The following is an 18,316-nucleotide window of genomic DNA, read 5'->3' as shown; positions in this document are numbered from 1 at the left end:
CAGGCGTTCAGGCGCGAGAGAGCAGCTCCAGGCGGTCGGCAACGTCGCGGGCACGTTCAAGTAGTTCCGGCGCGCTGGTGGTGGGCGCGTCGACGCTCAGCAGCAGGCGGCCCAGGGCGCGACCCTGGATACGTTCGATACTGCCGTGCAGCAGGTTGACGCGGCTGCCCAGGGCCTGGGCGATGGCCAGCAGGTCGGGCTCGCGGTCGCGCACGCCGGTGTAGTGCAGGTCAAGGATGACTTCATGGTCGGAGGGGCTCTCCAGGCGTGCCAGCAGGTCCGGCGGCAGGTGCTGCTGCAGCGAGCCGAGCAGGGTGCGGCTGACCTCGTGTCGTGGGTTGCCGAAGACTTCCCAGACCTCGCCCTGTTCGACGATACGCCCACGTTCGAGCACCACCACGCGGTCGCAGATTTCGCGGATCACCGCCATCTCGTGGGTGATCAGCACGATGGTCAAGCCAAGGCGGCGGTTGATGTCGCGCAGCAGGGCTAGGATGGCCTGGGTGCTCTCCGGGTCCAGCGCGGACGTGGCTTCGTCGCAGAGCAGGATTTCCGGCTGGTGCACCAGCGCGCGGGCGATGCCGACGCGCTGCTTCTGCCCGCCGGAAAGTTGCGCCGGGTAGGCGTTGCGCTTGTCGGTCAGGCCGACCAGTTGCAGCAGGTCGTCCACCCGCTCGGCGATGCGTGCTTTCGGCACGCCGGCCACGCGCAGAGGTAGGGCGATGTTCTGCGCCACGGTCTTGGCCGACATCAGGTTGAAGTGCTGGAAGATCATGCCGACCCGGCGGCGCAGGCCGACCAGTTGCCGGGCATCGAAGGTGCCGATGTCTTCGCCGTCGATCAGCACCTGGCCGACGCTGGGGGTTTCCAGGCGGTTGAGGGTGCGGATCAGCGAGCTTTTACCGGCGCCGCTGCGGCCGATGATGCCGAACACCTCGCCACGGCGGACGGAGAGTTCGATGCCGCTGAGCGCCTCCACCAGGCCGTGGTGGCCGGCGTAGGTCTTGCTCAATCCCCGAAGGGCGATGTGCTGGCTGGCGAGTTCGAGAGTGCGGTTGAAGCTGACCATCTGGGGGCCTGTACCTGAATGAAGAAAGGGTGCACTCGTAGGGCGCATAACCCGGAACGGGTTATCCGCCCTATGTCCTGGGGCCTGTTCAGTTAGTGCGGTTTTCGTAGGAGCGGGCTTGCTCGCGAACGAGCCCCGCAGCGGGTCCGGGTTCGCGAGCAAGCTCGCTCCTACAAGGTTTGGCGTGCGCTTAGAACGCCGGTGCGATCTCGCCCTTGTAGCGGGTCAGGATGAACTGCCGGACCTCCGGCGAATTCAGCGCTTTGGCCAGCTTCTGGATGCCCGGGTCCTGGATGTTGTCCGGGCGGGCGACGAGGAACTCGGCATAGAGGTCCTTGCCTTTCTCCACGATCAGCGCGCTCTTGATGTCGATGCCGGCTTCCAGCGCGTAGTTGGCGAAGACGAACGCCAGGTCCACCTGTTTCACCGCGCGGGCCAGCAGGGCGCCTTCCAGTTCACGGATCTTCAGGTGCTTGGGGTTGTCGGTGATGTCGCGCTCGGTGGACTGCGGGTTGGCCGGGTCCTTGAGCTTGATCAGGCCGTTCTCGGCCAGAAGCACCAGGGCACGGCCGGTGTTCACCGGGTCGTTGGGGATGGCCACGCTGGCGCCCTCAGGCAGCTCGGCAAGGGATTTGTATTTGGTGGAATAGGCGCCGAACGGCTCGATGTGGATACCCACCACCGGCACCAGGTCGGTGTGGCGGGTCTTGTTGAAGTCATCGAGGAAGGGGCGGTACTGGTAGTAGTTGGCGTCGAGGTTTTTTTGCGCGAGCTGCAGGTTGGGCTGGATGAAGTCGGTGAAGACCTTGATGTCGAGGTCGACGCCTTCCTTGGCCAGTGCCGGTTTGACGAATTCGAGGATCTCGGCGTGGGGCACCGGGGTGGCGCCGACGATGAGTTTCTCCCCCGCGTGGGCGGAGAAGGCGACGACGGCTGCCAGAATGGCGATGGCCTTTTTCATGGGTGTTGCTCCTTGAACAGTAGTGGGTGGGCCGTCGTGGGGTGGACGTGGGGCCTTGGTGACAGCGGGGCCGGCTGTCGGCGGGTGTTTCCCTGTTCGTCATTCCCGTGATGTCGGGAATCCAGTCGTGCGTCCGTGGTTACCGGTTCGCTTACGGGGCTATTCGCTTCGCTTACCCTTCGGGCCGCACTGAAGTGCGTTCAGCGCAAGCGCTGTCCCGCGTTCGCGGGAGTGACGGTGTACTGTGGTACTTCATGATCTCCCCGAGCGTCATTCCCGCGAACGCGGGAACCCAAAGAAAAGCCAACAACTCAGCGCCTCGTATAGCGCGCTACAAGGCGGTCGCCACTCATCTGCAGGGCCTGCACCAGCAGGATCAGCAGGGCGACGGTGATGATCATCACGTCGGTCTGGAAACGCTGGTAACCGAAGCGGATGGCCAGGTCGCCGAGGCCACCACCACCGATCACGCCGGACATCGCGGTGTAGTCCACCAGCACGATGGCGGTGACGGTCACGGCGGCGATCAGACCGGTGCGCGCTTCCGGCAGCAGGGTGTGCCAGATGATCTGCCAGGTGCTGGCGCCCATCGCCTGGGTGGCTTCCACCAGGCTGCGATCGACCTCGCGCAGGGCGGTTTCCACCAGTCGCGCGAAGAACGGCGTGCAGCCCACCACCAGCGGAGGAATCGCACCGGCGACGCCCAGCGAGGTGCCGGTGATCAGCGTGGTGACCGGGATCAGCACGATCAGCAGGATGATGAACGGCAGCGAGCGCAGCATGTTCACCACCACCGAGAGCGCGCGGTACAGGCCGGGCCTGGCATGCAGCTGGCGCTTGCCGGTGAGGTACAGCAGCACGCCCAGCGGCAGGCCCAGCAACACGGTGAAGGCCAGCGCACCGCCGAGCATGGCGAGGGTGTCCAGGCAGGCCTGGCCGAGGTCGTGCCAGTCGAGGTTGCGGAACCAGCCGTCCATCAGGCTCCACCTCGCCTGAGTTTCGCGGCACGGTGCGGTGCGCGCAGGCGGTCGCCCTGGCCGAACAGCTTGTGGCGCAGGGTGCCTTGTTCGTACTCGCGCTTGAACAGACCGCGCGCCTGCAGCTCGGGCACCAGCAGGTCGACGATGTCGACGAAGGTTTCCGGCGCCACCAGGCTGGAGAGGTTGAAGCCGTCGACGTCGGTTTCCTCGACCCAGGCCTGCAACTGGTCCGCCACGGTCTGCGGCGAACCCACCAGCAGCGGGCCGTCGCCGCCCAGGGCGCAGTAGTCAGCGATCTCGGCGGCGGTCCACTGGCGCTCCGGGTCGGCGGCGCTGAAGGCATCCACTGCGGACTGGATCGCGTCGCTCTGTACGTGGCGCAACACCTGATCCGGCGCGTACTGGCCGAAGTCGATGCCGGTCCAGCCGGAGACCAGCGCCAGGGCGCCCTCGCGGTCACTGTACCGGCGATAGTCGTCCAGCTTGGCCAGCGCCTGCGCATCCGTCGGCGCGACGATCACGCTGAGCTGGTTCAGCACCAGCACGTCGTTCGGCTGGCGGCCGGCTTCCACGGCGAGGCGGCGCAGGTCGGTCACCTGGTCGCGGAGGATGCGCCTGGTCGGTGCAGCGACGAACACGCACTCGGCATTGCCGGCGGCGAACGCCTTGCCGCGACTCGACGCACCGGCCTGGTAGAGCACGGGCGTGCGCTGCGGCGATGGCTGGCTGAGGTGAAAGCCGGGCACTTCGAAGTGCTCGCCCTTGTGCTCGATGGGGTGCACCTTGCTCGGGTTGGCGTAGACGCCGCTCGCGCGGTCGGCCACCACCGCGTCATCGTCCCAGCTGGCCTCCCAGAGCTTGTAGCAGACCTCCAGGTACTCCTCGGCCAGGGCATAGCGCTGCTGGTGGTTGAGCTGCTGCTTCAGCCCCAGGTTGCGCGCGCCGCTGTTGAGGTAGGAGGTGACGATGTTCCAGCCAGCGCGGCCACGGGTCAGGTGGTCCAGCGTGGAAATGCGCCGGGCGAAGGGGAATGGGTGCTCGAAGGACACCGAGGCGGTGATGCCGAAACCCAGGTGCTCGGTGGCCGCGGCCATGGCCGGGACGATCTGCAGCGGATCGTTGGCCGGCACCTGGGCGCCGGCGCTGAGGGCTGCGTCGGCGTTGCCGTGGTAGACGTCATAGACACCCAGTACGTCGGCGAGGAACAGCCCGTCGATCTTGCCGCGTTCGAGGGTTTTCGCCAGCTCGATCCAGTAGCGGAGGTCGGTGTAGCGCGCGGCCTGCTGGTCGCGCGGGTGGCGCCAGAGGCCGGGGGAAAGGTGGCCGACGCAGTTCATGGCGAAGGCGTTGAGGCGGATCTCTTTCATAGCGGGTACCAAAACGGTGAATAGGCCGTCGCGAGCGATCCGAGAGCAAGGCGGACGGCGCGCAGCGACGAGACATATCGAACAGAGAGTGTGAGTACCGCCGCACAGGCGATTTCGCCTGAACCGCCGAATGCGAGTCACGCCGCTATCGGTTCGCGCAGCAGGCGTATTCATCGTTTTCAGTTCCAGTCGTGGCGCGGCGGGCGCTTGTCGTTCAGCAGCCAGTTGCCGACCAGGTGGTACTTCCAGCGCACCGGGTCGTGCAGGGTGTGCACGCGGGCGTTGCGCCAGTGACGGTCGAAGCCGTGACGGGCGAGGGTGGAGCGGGTGCCGCCCAGTTCGAACAGCTTGTTCGAGGCGTCGATGGCGACCTCGGTGGTCAGCACCTTGGCCTTGGCCACGGCGACCGAGGCGCGGGCCACGCTGTCTTCGTCCGGCGCCGGGCGGGCGGCGTCCATCACCTTGCCGGCGCGTTCCAGCAGGGCGTCGGCGGCTTCGATGCGGATGCCCAGTTCACCGACCTGGATGATGGTCAGCGGGTCTTCGCTGGCTTTCTCCACACCAGCGTCGATCCACGGACGCGCCTGCTCGCGGACGAAGGCGATGGTGTCGCGCAGCGCCGCGCGGGCGATGCCGGCGTCGATGGCGGCGGTGGTGATCTGCGCGAACGGGCCGGCGAGGGTCGGCACGTCGTAGGAGCGGTGCGTGGGAAACACGTTGAACGCCGGCACGCGCAGGCCTTCCACCCGCACGGTGCCGCTGGAGGTGGTGCGCTGGCCGATGCTGGCCCAGTCGTCGACGATCACCAGCCCCGGCGTGCCGCGCGGGACGAAGGCGAGCTGGGCGTTGCTCTGCTCGTCCAGGCCGAGCACGCCGATCCAGTGGGCGTACAGCGAGCCGGTGCAGTAGCCCTTGCGGCCATCGATGACCACGCTGTCGCCGTCATGGCGCAGGCGGGTCTGGATGTCCTGGACGTTCTTGCCGCCTGTTTCCGACAGCGCATTGGCGAAGCGGTTGCCCTTGAGCGCGAGGTCGAAGAAGAAGCGCTTCTGCTCGTCGCTGCCCTGCAGGCGGATGTCTTCCAGCAGGCAGTAGTGGTTCTGCGGAATCTGCCCCAGCGACGGATCGGCGGCGGAGACGATGGCAATGACTTCGGCGAGGGTGGCGTAGGACACCTCGGCGCCACCGAACTCGCGCGGCACGGTGATCCCCCAAAGGCCGCTGTTGGAGTAGAGCTCGACGACCTCGGGCGGGACTGCGCGGTTGCGGTCGCGCTCGGTGGCGCCTTCGAGCAGGAAGGCGGCGACCTTGTGGGCGACTTCGATTGCTTCGGCGTCGGAGCCGATTCGCTGTGCGTTGGGCTCGCGGATGTCGTAATGGGCGGATTCGGGGAGTTGGGGCATGGCAGTACAGCGACCTCGGCAGATGAATCGACCCGGCGTTCGGGTCTGTCTGATTGGGTCATTGCACAAGCTGTGCCGGAAATTAAATTCCTTTTAAATCAATTGGTTGGTGTTTTTCTCCAACAGTTTCGGCGCTGGGCGGACAGCAAAGTGTTGGGCGGGTGTTGCTGGAGCAACAGTGCTGGAGCAGTGACGCGCACCTGTAGGAGCGGGCCATGCCCGCGATCGCGCGCATGGTGCGCTGCTACAGGTGACACATACGGTCGTATGGATGATCAGCCCAATTCCTGACAAACATCGATCCAATCCGCCGCGACCAGCTGCGCCATGCGCTGCGGCTCGATCCTCACCGCGCTGTGCACCGCGCCCGCCGCTGGCAGCACTTCATCGAACGCCTGCAGCGACACATCGCAATACACCGGCAGCGGCGTGGCCAGGCCGAACGGGCAGACGCCGCCCACCGGGTGGCCAGTCAGCGCCACTACGTCTTCGGCGCCAAGCATCTTGGCCTTGCCGCCGAACGCCTCCTTGAGCTTGCGGTTGTCCAGCCGCGCGTCGCCGCGGGCGACCACCAGCACAGTGCGTTCTCCCACCCGCAGGGACAGGGTCTTGGCAATGCGGCCCGGCTCCACGCCGTGGGCCTCGGCGGCCAGGGCGACAGTGGCGGTGCTGGTTTCCAGCTCGATGATGGCGATGTCGGGGGCCTTTTCGGCGAAGAAGGCGCGAACCGATTCCAGGCTCATGGGCAGGCATCCTGTACAGGGAAAACGTTGCAATCTAGGGAGCGGAGGAGGGCCTGTCCAGTTGCGGGGGGCGGACCTGTCATCGGGTTTGCTGAACGTCCCGACAAATCCGCTGCCCATGGCTTCATCGGTTGGTCATTCCCGACGGGGTTCGCCGCGTGACGCCTGCTGCGCGCGCCGAGGCGCCCCCAACGTGTACTCGCAGGCGTTGCGTGTCGCGGTTCTCGCCTTTTCGTCGGCGGGCTCGTGGCAGTCATGCGCTCCGAAGATTCCGGCCTATGCTCAGGCATCCTGCGCGGCGCTGCGAAAAAATTTCCGGGACGCTGTCGATTTCACTCCGCGTCTTTCGACTACTAGTCAGCAACCGGGAATGTCCGGCCGCCACGTTGACCCTTACAGGAGGAGAACCCATGCGTTTCATGGTGATAGTCAAGGCCACCGCCGAATCCGAAGCCGGTGTGATGCCCAAGGAAGAACTGCTCGCGGCGATGGGCGCCTACAACGAGGAACTGGCCAAGGCCGGGGTGATGCTCGCCGGCGAAGGGCTGCAACCCAGCGTCAAGGGCGCGCGAGTTCGCTTCGACGGCCCCTCGCGGACGGTCATCGACGGTCCCTTCGCCGAGACCAAGGAGCTGATCGCCGGCTATTGGATCATGCAGACCGCCTCGCTGCAGGAGTGCATCGACTGGGTCAGGCGTAGCCCCAATCCCTTCGAGGGACCGTCGGAGATCGAGATCCGGCAAATCTTCGAGGCCGAGGACTTCGGCACCGAATTCACCCCGGAACTGCGTGAGCAGGAAGACCGCATCCGCGAGCAGATCGCTCGCAAATCCTGATATCGGAGGAAACCGCCATGTTGATGAATGCCTACCTGACCTTTAACGGCAACTGCGAGGAAGCCTTCCGCCATTACGCCGAAGTGCTCAACGGCAAGCTGCCGGCGCTTATGCGCTTCTCCGATGCGCCGGGCTGCGAAGACATGCCGGCGGAGATGAAGAATCGCATCATCCACGTGCGCCTTGAGGTCGACGGCCACGTACTGATGGGGTCGGACGCTTCGCCGCAGTGCGGCACGTACGAGGGGGTGAAGGGCTGTTCGATCACCCTCAACGTCGACACCAAGGCCGAGGCCCGGCGTATCTTCGAGGCCCTGGGCAAGGGTGGCAAGGTCACCATGCCATTGGAGAAGACGTTCTGGGCCGCGCTGTTCGGCTCGCTGGAGGATCGCTTCGGGGTGCCGTGGCTGATCAACTGCGAGAAGGATGCCTGATCGCGCACCGAGACAATCGCGGACGGAGTCCGCTCCTACAGGAGCCAACCGTGGCGTAGGAGCGGACTCTGTCCGCGATCGCTTCACCCATCCGAAATCCCACCCGCTGCGCGAAAGCGCTCTGGCGTCGTCCCGGTAAATCGCTGGAATGCCCGGTGGAAACTGGTCACATGCTCGTAGCCGAGCAGGAAGGCGATTTCCTGCAACGCCATCCGGCTGGCCAGCAGGTAACGCTGGGCCAGCGCCATGCGTACCTCCAGCACGATGCCCTTGAAGGTCAGGCCATGCTCGCGCAAGCGTCGCTGCAGCGTGTAGGGCGGCATGCGCAGCCAGGCGGCGGTCTGCTCCAGGTCGGGCAGGGGGATGCGGGCGTTCTGCAAAAGATAGAAACGCACGTCGTCGGGCAGCGTCTGGCCGCGCTCGAAGCTGGCCAGGGTTGCCGCGCCCTGGGCCTGGCACAGGCGCGTCACCGTGGGGTTGGCGGTGGAGAAGGGGCGGTCGTGGAATTCCCGGGGAATCCACAGTTCCGCCTGCGCGCTATTGAACCGGCACTGTCCGGAGAACAGCTCCTGATAGACCTTCGCATGGGCCGGTGGCGGGTAGGGCAGGTGAATCTGCATGCCAGTGCAGCCTTCCAGTTCCGGCAGCCGCTGGCACAGCCAGCGCCAGGTGCTGCTCAGCCACTCCTCGCACAGCGCGTTGCGCTCCACCTCGCTGAACGGCGGCAGTTGCAGGGTCAGGCGGATGTGACTGGCGTCCTCGTCGCGCTGGGTGTGGATGGGGTGCGGCATCAGGCTCGACGGTTGGCCGAGGGAGATGTCCCAGGAGCGCCGCAGGTTGGCGGCGCTGATCAGCGCGTAGCCGATCACGCCCAGGTCGTAGAGGTTGTAGCGCTGGCCCAGGCGCAGGAAAAAGTCGCTGGGGCCGAGCAGCCCGGCGGCCTGTTGCAGCAGGCGGTAGTAGCGGGCGAAGTTCATCCCGGCGGCGGCCGCTTCACCGGTCGTCGGCAGTCCCAGGCCGCCCAGCACGGGCGCCAGCGCCGGCAGGGCGGGGCGTGCCTGCCATTCCTCGAGGAAGTGACGGAACAGCTGGCGGGCGGCGTAATCGATGTCGAAGGACGCGGTGGGCATGGCGGCGTTCTTGTGGGTTGAGAGTTTGTCGCCTTGTGCTAGCGAGTTGTTATTTTATGCTAGCCCGGTGGTAAAAGCCGAGCCCTATACTGCGCTCACGGACAAGAACTACAAGGGCTTCCCATGACCGCTCCGGACCGCTTCCGCTCCTCCAATTCCCCCACCGACCGCTTCGCCGAACTGCTGCTGCACAACGGCCGCTTCTACACCCTCGACCTCGCCCAGCCCTGGGCCGAGGCGGTGGCCATCCGCGACGGCCGCCTGCTGGCGGTAGGGCGTCGCGAGGAGATGGAGCACCTGGTCGGCCCCGATACCCTGGTGTGCGATCTGGACGGCGCCTTCTGCATGCCCGGCCTGCATGACATGCATACCCACCCGGACCTGGCCCTGGCGCCACGTTATGCCGACGACCTGGACGTCGGCATCGAAGACCCGACCCCGGAGCAGCTTGCAAAGGCCATTCAAGACTACGCCGCCAGCCACCCCGGTGACGGCTGGATCTACGGCCAGTACTGGGTCCGCTACACCTTCCGCGAGGCGGGACTTACGCCGGGCCGCGAGTGGCTCGACAGCATCATGCCGGACCGCCCGGTGGCGCTGCTCGACCGCATGTGGGGCACCATGATGGTCAACTCCCGTGCGCTGGAACTGGCCGGTATCGACGCCGACACGCCCGATCCGCGCAATGGCTACCTGGAGCGCGACGATCTCACCGGCGAGCCCAAGGGGCTGATGATCGACGGCGCCTATGCGCTGATCCACGCCGCCATGCCGCCGACCCCGGCCAAGGTGCTGCGCCAGGCCTACCGCGACGGCGTGCATTTCCAGAGCTCCCGTGGCGTCACCGCCGCCAAGTACGTGCATGTCTGCGAGAACCGCCTGGACGCCCTCAAGCACCTGGACGACGCCGGGCAACTGACGCTGCGCGTGGAAGCGGCGATCAGCTGGCAGGACGACATCTTCCCGGTGCGCCGCCGCTGGGAGCTGCTCAGCGGCGAGCGCCACTACTACCGCAGTGCGCGGCTGTCGGCGAACGCGGTGAAGTTCCACTTCGACGGCACCGTCGAGCCGCGCTCCTCGTTCCTGATCACCCCATGGCCGGGTGAGAACGCCTGGCGCGGCAAGCTCAACCTGACGCCCGAGCACATCACTGACATGGTGGTGGACATGGACCGTCGTGGCATCCGCGTCATCGCCCACTGCACCGGCGATGCGGCTTCCGACGTGTTCCTCGACGCAGTGGCCGAGGCGCGTCGGCGCAACGGCTTCAGCGGTGTGCGACACCAGTGCGCGCACAGCACCATCCTGCATCCGGGCAACCTCAAGCGCTTCCGCGAGCTGGAAGTGATCGCCGAGTTCTCCCCGGCGGCCTGGTACCCGACGCCCTTCGCCAGTGGCGCGCGTTCCGGCTACGGTCCGGATCGTCTGAAGCGCATCTATGACTTCAAGGGTGTGCTGGCTGCCGGTGGCATCGCGGTATTCGGCACCGACTGGCCGGTGGCGTCCATCGACCCCTGGCTGGCGCTGGAGACCCTGGTCACCCGGCAGAACCCCTGGAATGACGACCCGGCCTGCTTCGGCGAGCCGATCAGCCTGGAGCAGGCGATCAAGGTGGCGACCCTCAATGGCGCCTATGCCATGGGTCTGGAGCACCTGACCGGCAGCCTGGAAGCGGGCAAGTCGGCCGACTTCATCGTCCTCGACCGCGACCTGTTCGCGCAGCCGGCGCGCAACTACATCCACCGCACCGAGGTGCAGCTGACCTTCGTCGAGGGGCGCCCGGTCTACGACCGCCGTGGCCAGTTCAGCGACACCCCGCTGGAAGCCGTATGGAAGGGTGAGCCGCCACGTATCGAAGGCGTCAACGCATGAGTGCGGCGAGCATTCCGGTGACGGTGGTCGCCGGCTTTCTCGGTGCCGGCAAGACCACGCTGCTGCGCAACCTGCTGGAGCGCTGCGAGGGCCGGCGCCTGGCGGTGATCGTCAACGATTTCGGCGAGCTGAACATCGACGCCGGGATGATCGCCGAGCAGACAGAGGCGGTGTACAGCCTGGAGAACGGCTGCATCTGCTGCAGCGTGCAGGACGACCTGCTGGCGCAGCTGGAGCGCCTGGCGAACATGCATCCGCCGCTGGAGCAGGTGGTGATCGAGTGCAGTGGCGTCTCCGACCCACAGCGCATCGTGCAGACCCTGGGCTACCCGAAGCTGCGCAAACGCCTGCATCTGGATGCGGTGCTCACGGTGGTCGACGCTGCCCGCCGCGAGCCCCTGGAAGGCGAATACGCCCGTCTGGAACGGATGCAGGCGGCCGCTGCCGACCTGCTGCTGCTGAACAAGTGCGACCTGCTGGACGCAGACACCCTGGCGGCGCAGCGCGAGCGATTCGGCCATGGCGCGCGGGTGCTGGAGACCATCCAGGCGCAGATTCCCGATGAGCTGCTGTTGGGCGAGCCGTCGCGCAAGCTACGGCCCCATGGGCAGGAGGGTGTCGATCACGGCGACCTGTTCGACAGCTGGAGCTGGCAGGGCGAGGCGGCCTTCGACGGTGCGCGCCTGAAAAGCTGGCTGGAGACGCTGCCGCGAGGCCTGCTGCGGCTCAAGGGGCTGATCCGGGTGGCCGGACAGGACGGGGCATTGTGGTTGCAGTACGTGGGCGGGCGCTATCAGTTCCGTCCGGCAACGGAGGCCGAGGCGGCACAAGGCGCGCGCTTGGTGTTCATTGCGGAGAAGGATGCGGGGTTGCGGGCGGATCTCGAGGCCGGGCTGCTCGGCTGCTTTTCGTAGGAGCGAGCTTGCTCGCGAACCGCCCCAGCGCAGGAGTTGCCGGGATAATCTTCGCGAGCAAGCTCGCTCCTACAAGGTCAGGGCCGATCGGCAGGCAATAAAAAACCGGCCACCTGGGCCGGTTTTTTCATGACACGTCGAACTCAGCGGTATTCGCAGAGGTAGGCGGTGTCCTGGGCGACTTTCAGCTGGAACTTGCTGTTGGCCGGCACGGTGAACTTGCTGCCGCCTTCGAAGGTTTCCCAGCTGTCGCTGCCCGGCAGTTTGACGGTCAGCGCGCCGGCGACGACGTGCATCACTTCCAGCTGGCTGGTGCCGAATTCGTATTCGCCGGGGGCCATCACGCCGATGGTGGCCGGGCCTGCGGTCATGTCGAAGGCGATGGATTTGACGGTGCCGTCGAAGTACTCGTTGACCTTGAACATGGGCTGCTCCTGCTAGAGGGGTGAAAAAGGGCTGGCCAGTATGCCCAAGGGCGCAGGCGGCGTCACTAGAGGCGGAGCAGGGACCGGGCGGTCAGTGGTGAACCCCGGGTTCAGCTGATGACCGGCAGGGCCAGCGGCAGCAGGCGGGCGGTGTTGCGCGCATCTTCCAGGGCGCGGTGCTGTTGCCCCTGGAAATGCAGGCCGGCCAGGTGCAGCGCGGCATTCAGGCCAACCTGACGTTTCAGCTGGCGGGCTTCGGCGAAGCGCTGCTTGAGGTTGATGTGGGGCACGCGGGTGAGGTGGCTTTCCAGGCGCTGGCGGCGCCATTCGATCTCCAGCTGGTGGCGGTCATAGTCGCCCCAGCTGGTCCAGCCGGCCAGACGCGGGCTGTGCTGCGCGAGCCAGCGCTCGAACTGCGGCCAGACCTCGCGCAAGGGGAGCGCTGCGTCGACGTTGGCCTGGCTGATGTGGGTGAGTTCGCGGCAGAAACTGGTCAGCAATGGCCGGCGCTGCGGCCGTACGAATCGCTGGAAGTGATCCAGCTCGCGGCCGTCCGCGTCGGCGACGAGGGATGCGCCGATTTCGATGATTTCCATTTCCTCGACCGGCCAGCCGCCTTCCTCGGTGGTGGCTTCCAGGTCGATCACCAGCCAGTGGGGCATAGCGGATGCTCGCGGATGAAGGTCTCCGCAGTATGGAAGGGCTTTTCAGGACCGGCAAACCGCTGTGCTAGGCTCAGCGGCTTTCGATGGCGAGGGTAGGGCATGGCTAAAGTCGCTTTCATCGGCCTGGGCGTGATGGGATACCCCATGGCCGGTCACCTGCAGCGCGAGGGGCATGAGGTCTGCGTGTACAACCGCACGGCGTCACGGGCTGCGCGCTGGGTCGAGCAGTTCGGCGGCAGCTCGGCGACGACGCCGCGCGAGGCGGCGCAATGGGCGGAGTTCGTGATGTGCTGCGTGGGCAACGACGGCGATCTGCGCAGCGTGACGCTGGGCGAGAATGGTGCGCTGGCGGGCATGCAGCCGGGGGCGGTGCTGGTCGATCACACCACGGCGTCGGCGCAGGTCGCCCGCGAGCTGGCCGTGCTGGCGGCGGAGCGCGAGCTGGGCTTCCTCGATGCGCCGGTGTCCGGCGGCCAGGCCGGCGCGGAAAATGGATCGCTGACGGTAATGGTCGGCGGCGATCCGTTGATCTTCGGGCGCGCCGAATCGGTGATCGCCACCTACGCGCGGATGGTGCGGCTGATGGGGCCGGCGGGCAGCGGCCAGCTGACCAAGATGGTCAACCAGATCTGTGTCGGCGGCCTGCTGCAGGGGTTGTCCGAGGCGCTGCATTTTGCCCAGAGCGCCGGCCTCGATGGCATGGCCGCCATGGAGGTGATCAGCAAGGGCGCGGCGCAGTCCTGGCAATTGGAGAACCGTCACCAGAGCATGCTGGAAGGCCGCTTCGACTTCGGCTTCGCGGTGGACTGGATGCGCAAGGACCTGGGCATCGTGCTCGACGAGGCGCGCCGCAACGGCGCCCAGTTGCCGGTGACTGCCCTGGTGGATCAATTCTACGCCGAGGTACAGGCCGCCGGTGGCGGGCGCTGGGATACCTCCAGCCTGATCACCCGCCTCAAGGACGGCTCGCAGTCCTGAGCGGGGAGGGCGCTGCCGCAGGTGCGGCGGTGCCCCGTCCGCCTCAGGCGCGGAAAATGAAGTACACCGCGCCGAGCAGGCAGAGGCCGGCACATCATGCAGTTTTGCTGAATGGCCCCTTAGCGGACCTTGCCTCCCCATTCCCGGAGGCCCGTCGATAATCGATCCCGAATGCGCGGGCGCTGCCATTGCCCTGCGCCTGCACGACTGGGCGGCCGTACGGGCCGCCGGGCTCACGGGGATCGATATGACCATCAGAATCTGGCATCAGAGCTTTACCGTCTTGAGCGACCTCGGCGCCTATGACGAGGCATTGCGCGCGCACTTTCGTCGAGTGGCGCGAGCGGACACGGAAATCCACCTGCACGGTATGCAGCCCGGAACCTACCGGAGCAACTATCCGGGCGACGACATCAAGCATTCGGCGTTCCAATACCTTCACGGCCTGCAGTTCATGGCCGCCGGGCTGAATGCCGAGGAACAGGGCTTTGACGCCTACGCCAACCGTGTCCTGCTCGGTGCCTGTTCGCAGCGCCTGGCGGTGAGCAACCCTTGACGAGGAATTGCGATGAATGAGCATGAATTTGACGTGATCGTCCTGGGCAGTGGCAATGCCGGGCTCTGCGCGGCGCTTTCGGCCCGCGAGCAGGGCGCTCGGGTGGCCCTGCTCGAACGCGCGCCGGAGCGTTTTCGCGGTGGCAATTCGGCGCACACCGGCGGCGCCTTCAGGGTTGCCTACGAGGGCGTCGACGACCTTCGCCAACTGATGCCCGACCTGCTCGATAGCGAGGTGGAGAACAGCGACTTCGGCCACTACGGTCAGGACGAGTTCTACGCCGAGCTGGCCACGCTCAGCCAGTACCGCGCCGATCCCGAAGTGCTCGACAGTGTGGTCTCTGAAAGCCTGCCGACGCTGCGCTGGATGATCGGCAAGGGCGTGCGCTTCATGCCGATCTATGGCCGCCAGGCCTTCAAGCTGGACGGCAAGTACCGTTTCTGGGGCGGCCTGACCATCGAGGTCTCCGGCGGTGGCCTGGGACTTGTCGAGGCGCTGCTCCAGCGTGCTGAGCGAGATGGAGTGGAGATATTCTACGAGTGCCGTGCACAGACCCTGCGCCGTGATGGCCAGCGCTGGCGCATCGGTTGCGCCGACGGAAGAGAGTTTCGCGCTGGGGCCGTGGTGCTGGCCACTGGTGGCTTCCATGCCAATCTGGCCTGGCGCGCGCAGTATCTGGGGCCCGGCTGGGACCTGGCCAAGGTTCGCGGCACTCGCTACAACACCGGCGACGGCATTCGCATGGCGCTCGATGCCGGGGCGGTTGCCCACGGCAACTGGTCCGGCTGCCACGCGGTGTTCTACGACGTTAACGCCCCGGAGCTTGGCGATCTCGATCGGCTCAACCAGCAGAAGAACTATTTCCATCTCGGCGTAGTGGTTAACGCCGACGGCAAACGCTTCGTCGACGAGGGCCTGGATTTTCGCAACTACACCTATTCGAGCATGGGCGCGAAGGTTCTCCAGCAACCCGGCGGCGTGGCCTGGCAGCTGTTCGACCAGCACAGCCTCGAGCTGCTGCCAGACGAATATCGCGTGCGCCAGGCCACGCGCATCCAGGCCGACACGCTCGAAGAGCTGGCCGGCAAGCTGGAGGGGATCAACCGCGTCGCGCTGCTCGATACCCTGCATGAGTTCAATGCGGCAGTTCGCTGCGAGGTACCCTTTAACCCGTCCATCCGCGATGGCCGCTCGACTCAGGGGCTGTCGCTGCCGAAGTCGAACTGGGCCAACCCGCTGGAGCGACCACCCTTCGTTGCCTTTGCCGTGACCTGCGGGATTACCTTCACCTTTGGTGGGCTCAAGGTGAATGCCCGCGCCGAAGTCCTCGACGAAGCCGACCGACCGATTCCCGGCCTGTATGCCGCGGGTGAGCTCGTCGGCAACCTCTACTACGTCAAATACGCAGGGGGCGCAGGACTGACCTCCGGGGCTGTGCTTGGACGCATCGCCGGACTGGCGTCAACAGGGAATTGAGCCGCTTCAATTGGATACTCGGTTGATTGATACCAATAGTTCGTTATGACCCGAATAGCGCTCTGATCACTGTCTTCAACCTTCAAGAAAAGAGCGCGAATGTGAGGCTCGTGTGGGGACTGGGCCAGTAATGGAGCATGGATCGTCCTATTAACACGAACCATGGTTATCGGCAGTGCGGACACTGGCTCCTCAGACTGGAACGGCCCATTTTGAGATTGGCCCGAAGCCGTCACTGCTTCTGTTCTACAAAATGGTTTGATTGCCATGCAAACCGGCGCTGGACGGAGTGTGTATCTCCGTCCGGACAGCTCTGTTCAGTGAGTTTGAACACGAGTGTTGTCTTGGCAGTCCGTTCGTTCTCCACGTTGACGGAGTCAACGTTAGCTGCCACACCGTTAAGCACACGTTCACCACACATGCCAACCCCAGGGTCTTGGTTCACGTAGAACAATTCTTCCAGCTCAAATGCTTTCCCCTCTTTTTTAGGCTTGAGGTAGAGCACTTCGTAGACGGCGTCCCAAACTCCTCCATGCAGGTTATTGGTCAGAAGGAGAGCAAAATGCTTCTTGTTGGGGCCGTCAAACTCAAGCGGAACTGAAAGATTGGCTCTGTAATACCCGTCTGGGAAAGCGTATGTGCCATCGGTGGCGTTGAAATAGTACAAGCCCTGTAAGACCCGGCCGGTGTCGTCCAGCGTGACCAGGAACTCTCTATCGTTGAGACGGAAGCACAGTTCGGGTTTGTGCTCCTCTGAGTGGGTGAGGTAGAAGTCATTCAATTTACGAAAGGGGGGCGTGGTCAGGGCCGTCTCGCACGGTTGAAACCAGGAACCGGCATTAGCGGTACTTGTAAGCAGCAGCATTAATACGGTTGTTGCGCGAAGAAATCCTTTCATGTTCGTTATCCTTTCTGACCTCGACTCCCAAGGGGCAGAACATCGGCTTCCGTACCGGAGGACGCGTACTAACAGATCATAGCCGTGAGAAGGAGGTGAATCTGCTCCATCTCCGAGCGCCTGCTTCTGGCCGGAAACTGCCCACAGCAAGCGATAGCTTCCGACCCTCAACGGAAATTTTCAGAAGGTGCATCTCTCGCACCCGCGGCCGGCATGCCTACACTCGTAATCCACGCGTTCAGGGAGAAATCTACAGTGGTCAGGTACCCACTTACGCCACGCTAGAGCAATCTCCGGTGGCTATTTTGCGCTACATCAATCCGCGCCACCGACTCGATGCATTCGCCGTGCCTCATCCGCCCGGCGCGCCAGCGAAGAACAGGAACGTCAGCCCAAGGGCCAGGTAGACCGCCAGCAGCTGTACACCCTTGAACCAGTCGGACCGACCATCGTCGGCGATTTCGCTGGTTATCAGCACCGCCAATAGCACAGACAGCACCAGGCCGGGAGGGAAGGCCAGGTCCATAGCGGCGGGACCGACGAGCAGGCTCGTCAGCAACAGCGTCGGGGCGACGAACAGGGCCACCTGCACGCTGGAGCCGATGGCGATGGATAGCGACAGGTCCATGCGATTCTTCATTGCCGCGGAAATGGCGCTGGCGTGCTCGGCGGCATTGCCGAGGATGGCGACCACGAACACTCCGACAAAAATATTGTTCAGGCCCAGCGCATGAGTGCTCGGTTCGATGGCGCCGATGAGGATCTCGCTTACCCAAGCCACCAGCACTGTGGACAGGCCGAGCACCAGCAGCGCTTTTCCCACCGACCAGTACGCAACCTCTTCATCGTGGCCGTCAGGCTCTTCGCTGCTGAACTCCTGCTTATGAGTGACCAGCGAATAGAACAGAAATAGGGTATAGGTCACTAGCAGTACCACGGAGATGGACAGGCTCAAGTAGTGCGCGCCTGATTCCACCTTGGCAGCCGTGGACACCTTGTAAGCAGCCGGCAGCACTAGGGCGATGGCGGCCAGGGTGAGCAGGGTGGACTGTGAACGCGCGCCCACCGCGTTGAAGTGCTGTTCCGGATGTTTAAGGCCGCCCATCAGCATCGAGCAGCCCATCACCAGCAGGATGTTGCCGATGATGGAACCGGCGATGGACGCCTTGACCACGTCGTATAGCCCGGCCTGCAGGGCGGCGACGCCAATGATCAGCTCGGTGGCGTTGCCGAAGGTCGCATTCAGCAGGCCGCCGACGCTCTCGCCCAGGTGCGAGGCCAACTGCTCGGTGGCGCGCCCCAGCCAGCCGGCCAGCGGCAGTATGGCCAGCGCGGCGCTGATGAAAACCAGCAGGTAATGCGCTGGCGCCAAGTATTCCAGGGCAATCGACAGGGGAACGAAAAGTAGCAGCCAGTTCAGCATGATGGCGCTCCTCGGAGCTCGTGAGGATCTGGCGCGCATGACCGACTGCGCTGCCGGGGACTCGCGCCTTACTCGATTACCTGGCGAGTCGGCTCATCAATCATTGAAGAGCATTCTCGGCGAGCTGAAGTGTTCGAGAGCATGAAATCGCTCGGATCATGGGCGGCTTATCCGGCGAACGAGAAA

The 18,316-nt window shown here is 65.0% G+C and carries 18 protein-coding genes; 7 read left to right on the top strand and 11 right to left on the bottom strand.

Annotated elements, in window-relative coordinates:
- Positions 1-7: 7 nt before the first annotated feature.
- From GA645_RS17100 to GA645_RS17075, 6 genes are all read right to left on the bottom strand, one after another.
- The gene (locus tag GA645_RS17100; RefSeq protein WP_152224188.1) at positions 8-1,069 is read right to left on the bottom strand and encodes a methionine ABC transporter ATP-binding protein; all 1,062 of its coding nucleotides are present in this window, start codon (positions 1,067-1,069) and stop codon (positions 8-10) included.
- Between the two features lie 190 nt (positions 1,070-1,259).
- Entirely contained in the window at positions 1,260-2,030 is a 771-nt protein-coding gene (locus GA645_RS17095) for a MetQ/NlpA family ABC transporter substrate-binding protein (protein ID WP_152224187.1), read from the bottom strand.
- Between the two features lie 311 nt (positions 2,031-2,341).
- A complete protein-coding gene (locus GA645_RS17090) occupies positions 2,342-3,007 on the bottom strand; it encodes a methionine ABC transporter permease (protein ID WP_152224186.1) in 666 nt (221 codons plus the stop codon).
- Positions 3,007-4,377, bottom strand: coding sequence for an LLM class flavin-dependent oxidoreductase (locus tag GA645_RS17085; protein WP_152224185.1), 1,371 nt, complete (start codon positions 4,375-4,377; stop codon positions 3,007-3,009). Before GA645_RS17085 ends, GA645_RS17090 begins: the two co-directional genes overlap by 1 nt.
- 179 nt (positions 4,378-4,556) lie before the next feature.
- Positions 4,557-5,780: an SfnB family sulfur acquisition oxidoreductase gene (locus tag GA645_RS17080; RefSeq protein WP_152224184.1), complete on the bottom strand. Its 1,224-nt coding sequence runs from the start codon at positions 5,778-5,780 to the stop codon at positions 4,557-4,559.
- A 275-nt stretch (positions 5,781-6,055) separates the two neighbouring features.
- Positions 6,056-6,523 (bottom strand): YbaK/EbsC family protein, encoded by a 468-nt coding sequence (locus tag GA645_RS17075; RefSeq protein ID WP_152224183.1) that lies wholly within the window; start codon positions 6,521-6,523, stop codon positions 6,056-6,058.
- Positions 6,524-6,933: 410 nt separating this feature from the next.
- On the opposite strand from GA645_RS17075, the gene GA645_RS17070 reads away from it, so the two are divergent.
- Both GA645_RS17070 and GA645_RS17065 read left to right on the top strand, forming a co-directional pair.
- Positions 6,934-7,359 (top strand): YciI family protein, encoded by a 426-nt coding sequence (locus tag GA645_RS17070; protein WP_152224182.1) that lies wholly within the window; start codon positions 6,934-6,936, stop codon positions 7,357-7,359.
- Between the two features lie 17 nt (positions 7,360-7,376).
- Positions 7,377-7,793 carry a VOC family protein gene (locus tag GA645_RS17065; protein WP_152224181.1) on the top strand — a complete coding sequence of 139 codons (417 nt, stop codon included), beginning with the start codon at positions 7,377-7,379 and terminating at the stop codon, positions 7,791-7,793.
- Between the two features lie 83 nt (positions 7,794-7,876).
- Here GA645_RS17065 and GA645_RS17060 read toward each other — a convergent pair whose 3' ends face one another.
- The gene (locus GA645_RS17060; protein WP_152224180.1) at positions 7,877-8,923 is read right to left on the bottom strand and encodes an AraC family transcriptional regulator; all 1,047 of its coding nucleotides are present in this window, start codon (positions 8,921-8,923) and stop codon (positions 7,877-7,879) included.
- Between the two features lie 123 nt (positions 8,924-9,046).
- Here GA645_RS17060 and GA645_RS17055 point away from each other — a divergent pair, with 123 nt between their 5' ends.
- Both GA645_RS17055 and GA645_RS17050 read left to right on the top strand, forming a co-directional pair.
- Positions 9,047-10,795, top strand: coding sequence for an amidohydrolase (locus GA645_RS17055; RefSeq protein WP_152224179.1), 1,749 nt, complete (start codon positions 9,047-9,049; stop codon positions 10,793-10,795).
- Positions 10,792-11,709, top strand: a complete 918-nt coding sequence (locus tag GA645_RS17050) for a GTP-binding protein (RefSeq protein ID WP_152224178.1) — start codon at positions 10,792-10,794, stop codon at positions 11,707-11,709. The genes GA645_RS17055 and GA645_RS17050 overlap by 4 nt, the downstream gene beginning before the upstream one ends.
- Positions 11,710-11,852: 143 nt before the next feature.
- Here the strand turns inward: GA645_RS17050 and GA645_RS17045 are convergent, their stop codons facing one another.
- Both GA645_RS17045 and GA645_RS17040 read right to left on the bottom strand, forming a co-directional pair.
- Complete coding sequence (locus GA645_RS17045; protein ID WP_152224177.1) at positions 11,853-12,134, bottom strand: pyrimidine/purine nucleoside phosphorylase; 282 nt, start codon at positions 12,132-12,134, stop codon at positions 11,853-11,855.
- 110 nt (positions 12,135-12,244) lie between these two features.
- A complete protein-coding gene (locus tag GA645_RS17040; protein WP_152224176.1) occupies positions 12,245-12,796 on the bottom strand; it encodes an exonuclease domain-containing protein in 552 nt (183 codons plus the stop codon).
- 102 nt (positions 12,797-12,898) lie between these two features.
- Here GA645_RS17040 and GA645_RS17035 point away from each other — a divergent pair, with 102 nt between their 5' ends.
- The 3 genes from GA645_RS17035 (at position 12,899) to tcuA (ending at position 15,809) form a co-directional block, all read left to right on the top strand.
- Positions 12,899-13,777: an NAD(P)-dependent oxidoreductase gene (locus GA645_RS17035; RefSeq protein ID WP_152224175.1), complete on the top strand. Its 879-nt coding sequence runs from the start codon at positions 12,899-12,901 to the stop codon at positions 13,775-13,777.
- A gap of 247 nt (positions 13,778-14,024) precedes the next feature.
- Positions 14,025-14,333 (top strand): hypothetical protein, encoded by a 309-nt coding sequence (locus tag GA645_RS17030; protein ID WP_256675948.1) that lies wholly within the window; start codon positions 14,025-14,027, stop codon positions 14,331-14,333.
- A gap of 12 nt (positions 14,334-14,345) precedes the next feature.
- Complete coding sequence (gene tcuA, locus GA645_RS17025; protein ID WP_152224174.1) at positions 14,346-15,809, top strand: FAD-dependent tricarballylate dehydrogenase TcuA; 1,464 nt, start codon at positions 14,346-14,348, stop codon at positions 15,807-15,809.
- A gap of 232 nt (positions 15,810-16,041) precedes the next feature.
- Here the strand turns inward: tcuA and GA645_RS17020 are convergent, their stop codons facing one another.
- Both GA645_RS17020 and cax read right to left on the bottom strand, forming a co-directional pair.
- Positions 16,042-16,707: a hypothetical protein gene (locus tag GA645_RS17020; RefSeq protein ID WP_152224173.1), complete on the bottom strand. Its 666-nt coding sequence runs from the start codon at positions 16,705-16,707 to the stop codon at positions 16,042-16,044.
- A gap of 352 nt (positions 16,708-17,059) precedes the next feature.
- Entirely contained in the window at positions 17,060-18,130 is a 1,071-nt protein-coding gene (cax, locus tag GA645_RS17015) for a calcium/proton exchanger (RefSeq protein ID WP_152224172.1), read from the bottom strand.
- Positions 18,131-18,316 lie beyond the last annotated feature (186 nt).

This window comes from Pseudomonas sp. SCB32 (genome assembly GCF_009189165.1).
Lineage (GTDB): Bacteria > Pseudomonadota > Gammaproteobacteria > Pseudomonadales > Pseudomonadaceae > Pseudomonas.
This window is presented reverse-complemented; position numbering and strand designations above follow the sequence as displayed.